Raw genomic sequence first — 13,404 nt, 5'->3', positions numbered from 1 at the left:
GCCGCCCTGACGTGTCCCGGGCCGCTGATCCGCAGGCTGCGGGTGAGGCGGTGCTTGTTTTATTCCAAATACCGCATCCATCCGCCCGTCGCCCGCGTCACGGCCGAGGTCAGGAAGGAGACCTCTCAAGCCTGCCCTTCAAGGTGATCCGGACCCGACAGGTGCGGAAACCAGCGGGGTGTCGCCGCAGTGTAACGGTCATAGTCCGCCCCGAACTCCCGCCTCATCGTGGCCTCTTCGGAAGCCGCCAGCCGGACATACATGAACACCAGCACGGGGAACATCAGCAGTGTCAGCAGGGTCGGCCATTGCAGCAGGAACCCGGCCATGATGAGGATGAAGCCGACGTACTGCGGGTGCCGGATGCGCGCGTAAGGGCCTGTCACCGCCAATTTGTCCCGTCGCTGGGCCGCATGCAGGTGCGGCCAGGCCCAGGAAAGCAGGCCGAACCCGGCGATAAGAAGCAGAGTGCTCAGGAGATGCAGAACCCCGAAGTGCGGATCGCCCGACAACCCGAAGATCGTGTTCCACAAGTGGCCAGCGTCATGGGACATCAGATCGACGGAGGGATATCGGGTCTGCAGCCAGCCGGACAGCAGGTATATCGTCAAGGGGAAGCCGTACATCTCCGTGAACAGGGCCAGGATGAAGCCGCTAAAGGCCCCGAAAGAGCGCCAGTCGCGGGCTGACCTTGGCTTGGTGAAGCTGAACGCGAAGATGATGAACACCGCCGAGTTGATGATGACCAGCGACCAGAGTCCGTAAGCGGGAGCGGTGTCATGGTTCATGGCTGATGTCCCTTGCCAGCCGAATTGTGGGAAGGGTCGTCCACACCCTTGTGATCATGGCCACTGTGATCATGGCCACCGTGTCCATGATGCATGAACAGGTGCATCAACGGGCAGGCAAGCAGGAGCAGATAGGGAAGCAGGCCGAAGACATGGGCCCGATGCTCGGTGAAGAGGAAGAAGGCCGCCACCGCGGCGAAGCCAAGCAGCACGATCCCGGTCCGGGTTTTCCACCAGGGGGCATTCTCAGTCATGTGGTCCATGGCGGCCTCCTCTCTCTTGGCCCGCGTTACATCGCGCCCATCATCGGCCCGGCCATGAGGTCGTCGGCCGTCTTCTTTTGCTCCGCGTCCAGGGCGGCATACAGCGGCTCGGCGGCGGCACGGATGGATTTGAGGGCGTCGAGATGGGCGGAAAGCATTTTTTCGTGCTGAGCCAACCGCTCCGGCCAAGTGGCCGTGGCGGTGCCCATCACGCCGCCGTGCATCGCCCGCGCGCCTTTCGCCGCCGCCCGGACGGCATCGGCGAAAGCGCTCCAGACCTTGCCCTGGGCTTCCGTGATGTGCAGTTCCGTCTTCAGGAACGCCAAGCGCCCCTCGGTGTGGTCGCCGGTCATCATGCCGGCCATGCCGCCGGACATCATGCCTGGCATCATCCGGCCCCCACCGTTCATCGGCGTCCCCCCGGTGTCGCCCCCGGGCATGGTCATGCCGGTCTTGGCTGGAGACGGCTGGGCGGCCACGGCCGGGGGCTGGCCGGGATGATGCGCGGCATGGTCTTCGGCATTGCCCTGGGCCAGGGCCCCCGTCGCTGGGGCATATGCCAGGGAAGCGGCCAATAGGGCGCCGCGAAGGACACGATGCGAAAGGCGCTCCATGGGACTTCTCCGGTTGCAGGTGCGGCACATGAACAGTGCCGCACCGGGCTCAACCTTTCCTTGATTCAACTCAATGGTCGCGGTGACCGGGATCGGTTTGTCGGACGGTCGAGGCCGGCCCGGTTCAGTGGCTACGACCGGACCGTCCGCAAGCGCAGGGCGTTGGCGATCACCGATACGGAGCTCAACGCCATCGCGGCCGCGGCGATGACGGGGCTCAGCAGGATGCCGGAGAAGGGATAGAGCACCCCGGCCGCGACCGGCACGCCCAGCGCGTTGTAGATGAAGGCCAGGAACAGGTTCTGGCGGATGTTGCGCATGGTGGCCCGGCTCAGCGCCCGCGCCCGCGCGATGCCGGCGAGGTCGCCCTTCACCAGCGTCACGCCGGCGCTCTGCATCGCCACGTCGGTGCCGGTGCCCATGGCGATGCCGACATCAGCCTCCGCCAGGGCCGGCGCATCGTTGACCCCGTCGCCGGCCATGGCGACGATGCGGCCCTCGCCCTTCAGCCGCCGCACGACGGCGTTCTTGTCCTCCGGGCTCACCTCGGCCACCACCTCGTCGATGCCGAGGCGGCGGGCCACCGCTTGGGCCGTCGTCTTGTTATCGCCGGTGAGCATGACGACGCGCACGCCATCCGCCTTCAACGTTTTCAATGCGTCGGACGTGCTCTCCTTCACCGGGTCGGCCACGGCGATGATGCCGGCGATCCGGCCATCGATAGCGAGATACATGGCCGTCGCCCCGTCCTGGCGCAACGCGTCGGCCTCCTCGGCCAGGCCGTCCAGGGTGATGCCCTGCGCCGCCATCAGCTTCGCATTGCCCAGGGCGACGCGGCGGCCGGCGATGGCGCCGACGACGCCCTGGCCGGTCACCGAGCCGAAATCGGCCACCTCCTGCAAAGGCAAGCCCTGGTCCTGGGCGGCGTTCACCATGGCCGCCGCCAGGGGATGTTCGCTGCCTCTCTCAAGCGACGCCGCCAGGGCCAGCAGTTCGGACGCGTCCATGCCGGGCACCGGCACGACGGAGGTGACCTTGGGCCGGCCCACGGTCAGGGTTCCGGTCTTGTCGACCACCAGCGTATCGACCTTCTCGAACCGCTCCAGCGCCTCCGCGTTCTTAATCAGCACCCCTTCCGTCGCCCCCCGGCCCACACCGACCATGATGCTCACCGGCGTCGCCAAGCCCAACGCGCAGGGACAGGCGATGATCAGCACGGAAACCGCGGCGACCAGCCCGTATGCCAGCGGCGGGCTTGGACCCCATATCGCCCAGGCCGCGAAAGACAGGATGGCGGCGGCGATCACCCCCGGCACGAAATACCCGGACACGGCGTCGGCCAGCCGCTGGATGGGGGCGCGGCTGCGCTGTGCCTCCGCCACCATCTGGACGATACGGGCCAGCACGGTGTCGGTTCCGACTTTGTCCGCCCGCATCACCAGGCTGCCGGTGCCGTTCAGGGTGGCGCCAATCAGGCTGGAGCCTGGTTCCTTTTCCACCGGCATGGACTCGCCCGTGACCATGGATTCATCCACGGACGACCGGCCCTCCAGCACCGTCCCATCCACCGGCACGGACTCGCCGGGCCGGATCCGAAGGTGGTCGCCCACCCGCACCTGCTCCAGCGTGATTTCCTCATCATTGCCGGCGGCGATGCGGCGGGCCGTCTTGGGTGCCAAATTCAGCAGGGCGCGGATGGCGCCTCCAGTCCGCTCCCGGGCGCGTAGTTCCAGCACCTGCCCCAGCAGGACCAGGACCACGATGACCGAAGCCGCCTCGAAATACACCGCCACCGTCCCGCCCGGGCTGCGGAACCCATCGGGGAAAAGGTCCGGTGCCAACACGGCGATCAGGCTGTAGAGATAGGCGGCGCCCGTTCCCATGGCGATCAGGGTGAACATGTTGAGGCTGCGGGTGCGGATCGATGTCCACCCCCGCGCGAAAAAGGGCCAGCCAGCCCACAGCACGACCGGTGTTCCCAACAGGAACTGCATCCAGGTATTCAACTGAGCGCCCAGCAGGTGGGCCAAACCGATGCCGGGCAAATGGCCGCCCATCTCCAGCAGCAGAATGGGTAGGGTCAGGATGCCGCCAATGACGAAGCGGCGCTGCATGTCCTGAAGCTCGAGGCTCGGCCCATCCTCAAGGGAGACCTTCAGCAACTCGAGCGTCATGCCGCAGATCGGGCAGTTGCCCGGCCCCGGCTGGCGGATTTGCGGATGCATGGGACATGTGTAGACCACGTTGGACGTCGCCGGCATGTCCCCCGGAATGTTAGGCGTCATGTGTTCATGCCCGGCATGGCCGTGCGTGGCGTGCCCGATGACATGTTCATGCTCCCGCATCGCTTTCCTCCTGGCCAAAGGCTCGCCGACGGGACAGTCAGTGGACGGGGTGGTCCATTGTCCAGGACGTCACATCGCTTGCTCACGCCACACCTATTCTGGTGGCTTGGTGGCACAAGTACAACCAGGCTCGGCCGCACTCCCGCCGGGGTGTGGCGGCGCCCATCCAGATGGCCTTGCGAACAGCGCCGCGATCGGGTCCGGGGCAAGCCCGGACCCGATCGCCATCAACGCCCAGAAGGATCAACAATCGGTGAGACCCTGCTCATGACCGGAGGAAAGTCGGGAGCGGGTCAGGCGGGTATGTATTCAATTAAGCGGCAGGGCGGCGAGGGCCGCCATGCCAGGGGATGTCAGAGATGCTTCAGGTCCAGGTGGACGAGAGTTTGATTCAATAGGCCATAGGCGATTTCCCCAAAGGTCATTGGGCCGTGGATATCGCCAGTTCGTTTTCCCTCAAGCTCACCGTATAGATAATTCAGAATACAGTTCACGGCGATTGTGGGATGAGAGTCGATCCGCCCGATTTTGTCGGCGAAGGCGCCGGCATAATCGGTCACTGGAGACGCGAACTTGTACTCGACGCCCGGAAAGACTGGAGCGTAGAACTGCACCTCGCCGGTTTCCGGATTAATCGACTGGATGGAAACGTTGACCAGGGCGCCAGCATAGTCGGCAACGAGCGGCAATTTCGTCGAGACCGCCTGCCTTGTCAGGTATTCACCGAAGTTCGTGGGCACACCGTTGATTTCGGCTTCGCGAACGGAAAACCCGGAAGCGCTGAAGGTGATGGTATCGCCGTCCCCTTGGGTGAACAGATTGACGATGCCAATTTCGGCGGTCACGCCTGGGCGAAGGGAGGCGTGCATGACGATGGCATCGCCTTCACTCCACCGGCCCGTCCGGCCGTCAACGACCTTGGGCGTGACCTTGCCCAAGTCATCCAGGTCGATACCGGAGACCCACCCCATGAGCGGGCGGTTGAAGATATTCTCGTAGCCATAGACATTCTCAGCGAATGATAGATGCAACGGTGAGAAGGCTGGGATGATGATGAATGAGAAGCCGTTCTCCGGCTCATCGCGAGCGATATGGGGAAGTGCCTCCGCATCGTAGAACCGGGTGCTGATGGCGGAAACATCCTCTGGCAGGACGGTGACGAAGACCCCGTCGCGGGTCATCAGGCCGCCCGTGTCCGCCATGAAATAAGGAATGGTGCCACCAATCCAATCGCCTTGCGGCAGTTGCTTGAGCAGGGCCTCATCGCCAGCCAGCAGCAGCTTGTGCCCTTGCCGGATAAGGTCGGCCGTGTGCGCGGTGCTTAAAATCGAGGGCATGATGAAACTCCTAGCCGAAGATTGCCTGAAGGTCCTTTGCCGCAATTCTCTCGTTCGTCTGGAAGAAAACGTACGCTTCATCGATCAGTTTTGAGAGATTCCCTGCTGACGGGTCGGCCTTCGCGGCACGGTTCAGGCGGGCCATCAGGAATTTTGTTGCCAATAGGGAGTAAGTTACGTCCAGCTCGCCGGAAACGAGACACCGCCAACGGGGATTTGATTTATCAGGCAGCATTTCTAGCTCCTCTAAATCGGATAGGCGCCTTGCTGATGGCGTGGTTATCTGCCGTCCGCCTTAATATCCAGTTAACTTCGGGGGAAGTGCCTATGCGGCTGATGGAATTAATTTTTAAGCCAAATTTATTTATTTTCCGCTTTATGTTTATTCCTTGGAGGGTGGCGCAGGGACGGTCGCCGCTCCTTTCAAATCGCGGCAATTGCCATGATAGGGGCATCCCATCGCCGTTTCATGGGTTCATGCTCCTAACGTCGCCACCACGCCAGTGGCCTGCGGGTGTCGCTGACCTTTCGGTTAGATAACCTGAAGAGCGGCGTGAGGCCGGTGTCAATAAACGACGCGTTAATAGCGGCGCTGTAGCTTGCGCTCACCCAGATCGCGTCGCGGAAGCCGATCCGGAGTGCAAACGCCATTAACTGATGTTCCGCGTTGATGACTAAAGGTAAGCGGGGATCGACATGCTGTTTTCAAATTTCATGCGCCAATTCAGGACGATGATTGCGACCTTGGCCGCGCTGGACAAGTCGCAGGCGGTCATCGAGTTCGCCATGGACGGCACGGTCCTGACAGCCAATGCCAACTTCCTGAAAGCGCTGGGCTATACGCTGGGCGAGATCAAGGGCAAGCACCACAGCCTGTTCGTCGAACCTCAGGAGCGGGACGGCGCCGCCTACCGGCAGTTCTGGGACGCCCTGCGTCGGGGCGAGTTCCAGGCTCGGCAATTCAAGCGCATCGGCAAGGGCGGCAAGGAGGTCTGGATCGAGGCCTCATACAACCCCGTCCTCGACACCAACGGCCGGCCGCTGAAGGTGGTGAAGTACGCCACCGACGTCACGGCGCAGAAGATGGAATATGCCGACCTGCGGGGCCAGATGGACGCCATCCGCAAGTCGCAGGCGGTCATCGAGTTCGCCATGGACGGCACGGTGCTGACCGCCAACGACGGCTTCCTCAACACCCTCGGCTATACCCTGGCCGAGGTGCAGGGCAAGCCGCACGCCATGTTCGTGGAACCTGCCTACCGCGACAGCGCGGAATACCGCGCCTTCTGGGACGCGCTGCGCCGGGGCGAATACCAGGCGGCGCAGTTCAAGCGCATCGGCAAGGGCGGCCGTGAGGTGTGGATCGAGGCGTCCTACAACCCCATTTTCGACCTCAACGGCAAGCCGTTCAAGGTGGTGAAGTATGCCACCGACATCACCCGCCAGGTGCAGATGCTGGCCGACCTGAAGACCATGATCGACAAGAACTTCGGCGAGATCGACCAGGCGATGGATCAGTCCACCCGGCAATCGGGTGATGCCCTTCACGCGGCGGGTGAAACCTCGGGCGCCGTGCAGATGATGGCGTCCAGTGCCGAGGAACTGGCGGCCTCCATTCACGAGATCTCCCAGAGCATGACGCAGTCCCGGACCGCGGCGGACAGTGCCGCGGAGCTGGCGGACAGGGCCGATGCCTCCACCCAGCGCCTGGCGGAGGTCGCGCGCTCGATGGAGGGCGTGGTGGAAGTCATCCGGGGCATTGCCGGCCAGATCAACCTGCTGGCGCTGAACGCCACCATCGAGGCCGCGCGGGCGGGCGACGCCGGCAAGGGCTTCGCCGTTGTGGCGACGGAGGTGAAGAACTTGGCCACCCAATCCGCCAACGCCACCCAGCAGATCTCCGACGAGATCGAGGGCATGCAGGCGGTCTCTGGTGATGTCGTCGGGGCGCTCGCCACCATTCGGCAGTCCATAGTCACCGTGCGGGAGTACGTGACATCCACGGCCGGCGCGGTCGAGGAGCAAAGCGCCGTCACCCGCGACATGTCCTTGAACATGCAGAAGACGGCGAACGCGGTGGAGACGGTGACCAGCAACCTGGGCGGCATTTCGGCCGCGATCAGCCAAGTCGGCCAGGCGGTTGCCACGACCAAGGAGGCGGCCCGCATCCTGGCGCGGTGATTGATCCGGAATGAGTTGACTGTGGACAGGGACGGCGCCCCGCTTGAGGTCCTTCACCTCATCGGGGCGCCGTCTGTTGCCGTTCCGCCGTCCCGGCCCCGGCCCAACCCCTGCCGGTGGCTTCGCTATGGAACCCCGGGCCCGCGGCCCAGTTCATGGCGGGGCTTGTGAATGACGTGGCCGGGCACCGCCGTCCAGGGGCCAATGAAGTCCCCCGCCAGAAAATTGATTCCCGCGGCTGTGGCGGCGGCCTCGGCGGCTTTCGTCTCCACGCCTTCCACCAGGGTACCCAATCGCAGTTTCTGAGCCGAGGAAGCGAAATAGGCGAGATCGACGGCCGTCCGTTCCGTCAGGATGGGGCCGGGCAGCGTTGCCGCCACTCCCTTGGCGCCCGCCGCCGCGAAGATTGGGAGGTCGCGGCTCTGAAGTTTGGTCGCGACAGTCACGCTGCGCCCGAAAGGGCGCAGGCCATTGATCAGTTCCCGAAGGCGGCCCTCAGGTATGCCGTCCGGCAAATCCTCCAGGCGATAATTCAGGAAGGGGCGGAGGTGCGCCGGAACGCATCCCGCCAGATCGATGATCTGTTGCCGGCGGCTGGTGACCGATATGCTTTCGTAATGGATGGGCAGGGAAAGAAAGAAACGGAAGCGGTTCTCGTATAGCTCCAGGTAAGTTTCAATGGCCCCCCGCATGATCACGAGGTCGAGGTCCAGAACCTCCATCGGATTGGCGGTGGCGCAGGAGAGCGCCCCGGTGCCCCAAAGCGCTTGGTTGCCCCGCAGGCGGCGGGCGCGGGCGATATAAAGAAACAGCACCTGCCGTGCGGCGTCCCAAGCGGGGCGGTACATGACCTCCACCGTTTCGGCCGGATTGCCCCGCCACGGTTCGGCCCATGTGGTGCCGCCGCCTATCTGCCGCCCCGCTTCGGGCCGGGACATGGAGCGCGCGACCGCGTCCAGCAGTTCGTCCAGCGACGCGGCCTGGAGTTGCACCGTGTCGTCCACCATTCCGACCACGGATGTTACCCGTATGGTGGAGGTATCCGCCTCCCCCAACAGCAAGCGCTGCAGATCTTCGACGATCCTTCCGCATATGAGACACGCTTCGCGATCACCCAGCTGCGCGAATACGATCACAAAGGTGTCCTCGCCATGGCGAAAGAATACATCCTGCGGGGACAGGACGTCCCCCAGCAGACGCTCCGCCAAAATCAGCACCTTGCTCCGGACGGCATCCCATCGTTGGCCTAGTTTCACCTTCAAACTGTCAAGGCCGATCATCTGTATGCTGCCGGCGGCGACGGGCGACCGTTCGGCCAGGATGGAACGCAGGCGGTCGTTCAACTCGACCTTGGGTGGGGGGGCCGGCGCTGGGGGCGGAGCGTCGCGCCCGGCCTTACCAGCCGCTGGCGGCTGTGTCGGTTCGCCATCCTTCAGCCACGACGTGATCTTGTCGAGGAAAGCAGACACGTGGGGCAAACCTCTCGGGGGACAGGCGCCGTCCGAAGGGCGCCGCCTCTTACGCCATCGGGCGGGCTTAATAGATTTCCCGCGAGAACGACCGGACGATCTTGGCGAGGTTCTCCAGCACGGCGACGGTACGCGGCGCGGCGGCGGAGCGCTCCGTGGCGGGAGAGCCGTCTTCCGGTGAAGCATCAGGACTGGCGCCGATTGCCGGACCATCGCGGCGAATTTGTTCAATAGCGGTCAAAATCTCGCGCTCGACCGCCCAGCTCATGGTCTCAAGCCAGGCCACCTTTTCCTGCTCGGTGCGCTGCCGCTCCGTTTCCTGTTGGCGCCTCAGGTCTTCCAGTAGGGATGCGGTTTGACGGAGCCCGTCCACCGCGCGGGCCATCGTTCCCAGTTCGTCCTTGGCATGCAGGCCGGGAACGGTCACCGAATAGTCTTGGCGCGTAAGATCCTGCAGGGTCCGGGTCAAGGCCATGATCGGCGCCGAGACCGCCCGGATGATGACAATGACCAGGATGACGGCGATCATGCCCACCGCGATCACGGCGGCGGTAAAGGCCAACCGCCCCGCGTACATGGAGCTTTTCAGGCGAGCGATACGCTGCTCTTCCAATGCGTCGAACTTGGAAGCCAGGTTGGCGACGAGATGTTTGGTTTCGTCGTAGGTACGGGCGGTCGCGCTCATCATGGTCAACGCGGTACCAGGGTCGGTGTCCACCATATCGACCACCAACGCGGCCGCCTTGGTGAACTGATGGGCATGGCTCTCGATTTCGCTGAGCGCGGCGCCATCCACGGACTGTTCCGGAAGAACAGTGATCAGGGTCGAGGAGAGGTCATCCACCACCTTCAAGTCCTGGGCCGCGTCATGCGCCATGCGGGTGATCTTGGGGATGTCGCTCTCCTCCGCCGCCACGGAAACCAACCTGTAGAGGGAGGTCATGGTGGTGTCGAGCTTGGTGTCGAACGCCGCCACCTTTTGCTGAGGTCTGAGAACCTCCTGGTCCAGCGCCGTCACATGGAGAGCGTCCGTCGTGAGCAGGGCGAAGGCGCCGCTGCCGATGCCCACGAGAACGATCAGCAGGATCGCGGGGGCGGCCGCAACCTTTGCGAATATCGGCATATTGTGCAGCCGCGGCATGGTTCTGCGTCCCGGTTCATGCGCTGAAAAGCTATTGAGTGTCGTCATGGCTTGTATATGCCCACACAGACAATGACGCTGTCCGCGCGTTCGCAATATGTGGACTTCCTGGAGATCTTTCTGGTGGAAGGATCGGTGAATTTGTAGTCGTGCCAGAATTTATCTTTCTTCTCGGCCAAAGAAATTCGCTCTCGGATATAATAGGTGCCGTCCACATCCTGGGCATCGATGAGGTTCTTGCCGACGAGTTTGGGGTTGGCGCCGTGGGCCAGGCAGTTTCCTGACAAGTCATAGACAACGACGTACAGGTCGCGATCCACGAAGCGGGGCGATTTGGCCGTGATTTCGGAGTACGCGACCTCCGGACTGGTTTGCTTAAGATAGGCAACAGCTTTCTGCGTCATCGCGATCGCGTCTTCGGCCGTACCGCTCTGGCCCGCCCATGCCGGGAAGGCCAGGAAGGAGAGCAGCGAGAAGGCTAGGATGGAGCGCCTGTGCATCACCTTGGTCCTCGGCATTAAGGATTTTCTTGAGGCGGACTGTTCTGAGGCCTAGATTTTTCAGCAGTTGTCACCTTAACGGCGATTTCTTAAGAAATCGTTGTGCCGGCGGGTCAGTGGCGATCACTTGACCTTAAGTATCCAGCAGATATTCGAATTATTTAGCTTAAGTGTGACCTATCCCTTTGGTCGCGGGTGGAAGCCAGTGTCGGTGGCTTCGGGCCGAGGCGGCCGCCTTGCTGTTGGACGTGGATATGCCAGCCCAGAACGGTCTCCGGACATTGCGGGCCGTACGCTGCGGCCATGGGTTAATCGCCATGCCAGTTATGATCGTCACGAGCCACCGAGAGGTAGGCTATTGCGGGGATCAGGAAATCGGCGCGGATGATTTCATTTCAAAACCATTCAGATCAGGAGAGTTCGCCTCCAAGATGAAATGGTTAATTACGATTATTCTATAATAATATTCAATAGATAGTTCAGGTGATTTTGATAGCGGTATTATACTTAACGAATACGTGAGGTTGCTGAATTATTATACATCGTTAATTATTATATATTGATGGAATAAGTTTTTAACGATTTGGAAATGATCAAGTTGGTTCGGCGCAATATCATCGTAATATGCGAAAGGATGTGTTGCTCAGCTTGCGAAGTCGGCCAGCTAACCGGAACAAGTCCGTGTTGGTCTTACGGGAGCGAGTTGGGGATAAAATGAAAAACACCGCATTCTTCAAATCCAATCTCTTGCATACGCCCTCACGGTTGGTGTTGGCGTTGTTGGGAACCTTGGTTGGGTTAGCCGCCGCATCCGATGCGCAGGCCCAGTCGATGAACTACGGGTCGCTGGAAGATTTGTTCGGCGAGGCGGTGACGACCTCGGCCACCGGCAAGCCGCAACGCGCCAGCGAGGCGCCGGCGCCCATGACCATCATCAACGCGGAGGAGATCGCCCGTTCCGGCGCGCGCACCATCCCGGACGTCCTGAACCGGGTGGCCGGCGTCGATGTCGAGATGTGGGGTGTGTCCGGTGCCGATGTCGGTGTCGACGGCTACAACCAGGGCAACAACCCGCGGCTGCTGGTGCTGGTCAACGGCCGCCAGGTCTACCTGGACCACTACGGCGTCACCATCTGGTCCGCCATCCCGGTGCAGCTGGCGGAAATCCGCCAGATCGAGGTGGTGAAAGGCCCGCAGGCCGCCCTGTTCGGCTTCAACGCCGTCTCCGGCGTGGTCAACATCATCACCTACAACCCGCTGTACGACAATGTCGGGTCCGCCCAGGTGACGGTGGGGACGCAGGGCCAGAAGGAGGTCAGCGTCGTCAAGAGCGTGAAGCTGGGCGACAAGGTGGGCGTGCGGCTGTCCGCCGGTGGCTGGAACATGGATGAATACGGGACATCCTCCGACACCCTGGTCCGCCATCTGCGGGATAACCAGTCCCTGCGCCGCACGGCCTCGCTGGACAGCCTGGCGCAGATCAGTCCCACGGTGCAGGCCGGGTTCGAGGGCACCTGGGCCCGTGCCGACCTGTTCGAGGTGGGCGCGCTGCAGGAACCGCACCAGGGCATCTACCAGACCCATTCCTACAAGGGCACGGTCAAGGCCGACACCGATTGGGGCCTGATCGAGGCCACGGCCTACAACAACCATCTGGATTTCAACCTGCACTTTGTCTCGGGCGGTGCTCCGGGCACCTACACCACCGCCACCGACACCACCGTGGTGCAGGTGCAGGACCTGGTGAAGCTGGCGCCGACCCTGACCACGCGCGTGGCGATTGAGTACCGCGACAACAGCATCGATTCCACGTCGGTCAAGAACACCACCACGGGTTACCAGGATTTCGCGCTGTCCAACATGTACGACTGGCGGATCGACGACACCCTGTCGCTGACGGTTGCCGGGCGGTGGGATCATACCATGCTGAACCATGACGGGATCACGCCCGTGCCGTTCACGCAGGCCGACTACGAACGCAGCTTCGACAGCTTCTCGTACAATGTCGGCGTGGTCTGGCGGCCGACGGCGGACGATACCGTGACGCTGACCGCCGGTCGGGGCATCCAGTCCCCCACGCTGATTGAACTGGGCAACAACGCGTCCAGCCAGCCTGTCCCCGGTTCCGTGCAGATCACGGGCAATCCCAACGTCAACCCGACCGTCGTGACCAATTACGAGGTGGGGTACCAGCGGGCGGTGGCGGCCATCGGCGGCACGGCCAAGGTGTCTGTGATGTATCAGAAGACCCAGGACTTCAAGGCCATCAACTTCCAGAACATCCATTTCATCAACGGCTATCCCACCATCTTTCTGGGCGATAATCTTGGGCGCAGTTCCGAGTGGGGCACCGAGGTCGAGCTGCGCGGCAAGATCGGAGCCGTGCGGTGGAGCGCCTCTTGGGATTGGTTGAACCCCACCGATGATTTCACCTTCGCCCCGGGCACGGTTACAGCCAACTTCCAGAAGTCCACGCCCAAGAACACGGTGAGGGGTAACGTCGGCTATGACTTCGGCCGCTTCACCACCGACCTGTTCCTGATATGGCGGTCCGACTATCAGGCCTTCCTCACCTACGCTGGGAATCAGCTTTACACCGTCAGCCCCGGCCTAACGGCCCAGGCGGCCGTCACCTACAAGGTCAGCGACGATTTCTCCCTGACGCTGGCGGGCAGCAACCTGCTGCAGGACCACACCCAGTTGGCCGTGACGCCCAAGGCGGAACGGCGTGTCTGGGGCACCGCCACGTACAAGTTCTAAGGGGGG

At 62.6% G+C, this 13,404-nt stretch carries 12 protein-coding genes; 3 read left to right on the top strand and 9 right to left on the bottom strand.

From position 1 onward, the window contains the following. Window positions 1-125 precede the first annotated feature (125 nt). From UAA55_RS01280 to UAA55_RS01255, 6 genes are all read right to left on the bottom strand, one after another. Complete coding sequence (locus UAA55_RS01280; protein ID WP_322950854.1) at window positions 126-788, bottom strand: methyltransferase family protein; 663 nt, start codon at window positions 786-788, stop codon at window positions 126-128. Continuing rightward, the gene (locus UAA55_RS01275) at window positions 785-1,051 is read right to left on the bottom strand and encodes a DUF2933 domain-containing protein (protein ID WP_322950853.1); all 267 of its coding nucleotides are present in this window, start codon (window positions 1,049-1,051) and stop codon (window positions 785-787) included. The genes UAA55_RS01280 and UAA55_RS01275 overlap by 4 nt, the downstream gene beginning before the upstream one ends. Window positions 1,052-1,077: 26 nt before the next feature. Next, window positions 1,078-1,431: a Spy/CpxP family protein refolding chaperone gene (locus UAA55_RS01270; RefSeq protein ID WP_322950852.1), complete on the bottom strand. Its 354-nt coding sequence runs from the start codon at window positions 1,429-1,431 to the stop codon at window positions 1,078-1,080. A 365-nt stretch (window positions 1,432-1,796) separates the two neighbouring features. Further along, entirely contained in the window at window positions 1,797-4,010 is a 2,214-nt protein-coding gene (locus tag UAA55_RS01265; protein WP_463667839.1) for a copper-transporting P-type ATPase, read from the bottom strand. Window positions 4,011-4,363: 353 nt separating this feature from the next. Beyond that, complete coding sequence (locus tag UAA55_RS01260; protein ID WP_322950851.1) at window positions 4,364-5,347, bottom strand: DUF6976 family protein; 984 nt, start codon at window positions 5,345-5,347, stop codon at window positions 4,364-4,366. Between the two features lie 10 nt (window positions 5,348-5,357). Beyond that, a complete protein-coding gene (locus UAA55_RS01255) occupies window positions 5,358-5,582 on the bottom strand; it encodes a hypothetical protein (protein ID WP_322950850.1) in 225 nt (74 codons plus the stop codon). A gap of 497 nt (window positions 5,583-6,079) precedes the next feature. Here UAA55_RS01255 and UAA55_RS01250 point away from each other — a divergent pair, with 497 nt between their 5' ends. Beyond that, entirely contained in the window at window positions 6,080-7,528 is a 1,449-nt protein-coding gene (locus tag UAA55_RS01250; RefSeq protein ID WP_322950849.1) for a methyl-accepting chemotaxis protein, read from the top strand. 125 nt (window positions 7,529-7,653) lie between these two features. Here UAA55_RS01250 and UAA55_RS01245 read toward each other — a convergent pair whose 3' ends face one another. From UAA55_RS01245 to UAA55_RS01235, 3 genes are all read right to left on the bottom strand, one after another. Continuing rightward, window positions 7,654-8,871, bottom strand: a complete 1,218-nt coding sequence (locus UAA55_RS01245; RefSeq protein ID WP_322950848.1) for a nucleotidyl cyclase domain-containing protein — start codon at window positions 8,869-8,871, stop codon at window positions 7,654-7,656. A 193-nt stretch (window positions 8,872-9,064) separates the two neighbouring features. After that, window positions 9,065-10,138 (bottom strand): HAMP domain-containing protein, encoded by a 1,074-nt coding sequence (locus tag UAA55_RS01240; protein ID WP_322950847.1) that lies wholly within the window; start codon window positions 10,136-10,138, stop codon window positions 9,065-9,067. Window positions 10,139-10,182: 44 nt separating this feature from the next. Continuing rightward, a complete protein-coding gene (locus UAA55_RS01235; RefSeq protein WP_322950846.1) occupies window positions 10,183-10,656 on the bottom strand; it encodes a cache domain-containing protein in 474 nt (157 codons plus the stop codon). A 167-nt stretch (window positions 10,657-10,823) separates the two neighbouring features. Between UAA55_RS01235 and UAA55_RS31145 the strand changes: the two genes are divergently transcribed. Together UAA55_RS31145 and UAA55_RS01230 are read left to right on the top strand one after the other, a co-directional pair. Further along, window positions 10,824-11,099, top strand: a complete 276-nt coding sequence (locus UAA55_RS31145) for a response regulator (RefSeq protein WP_416235150.1) — start codon at window positions 10,824-10,826, stop codon at window positions 11,097-11,099. 370 nt (window positions 11,100-11,469) lie between these two features. After that, complete coding sequence (locus UAA55_RS01230) at window positions 11,470-13,398, top strand: TonB-dependent receptor plug domain-containing protein (protein ID WP_322950845.1); 1,929 nt, start codon at window positions 11,470-11,472, stop codon at window positions 13,396-13,398. Window positions 13,399-13,404 lie beyond the last annotated feature (6 nt).

The sequence above is a fragment of the Nitrospirillum guanabarense genome, assembly GCF_034653355.1.
In the GTDB taxonomy this organism is placed as follows: domain Bacteria; phylum Pseudomonadota; class Alphaproteobacteria; order Azospirillales; family Azospirillaceae; genus Nitrospirillum.
Note: the sequence above shows the minus strand (reverse complement) of the source record. Positions and strands in the feature narration are given on the sequence as shown.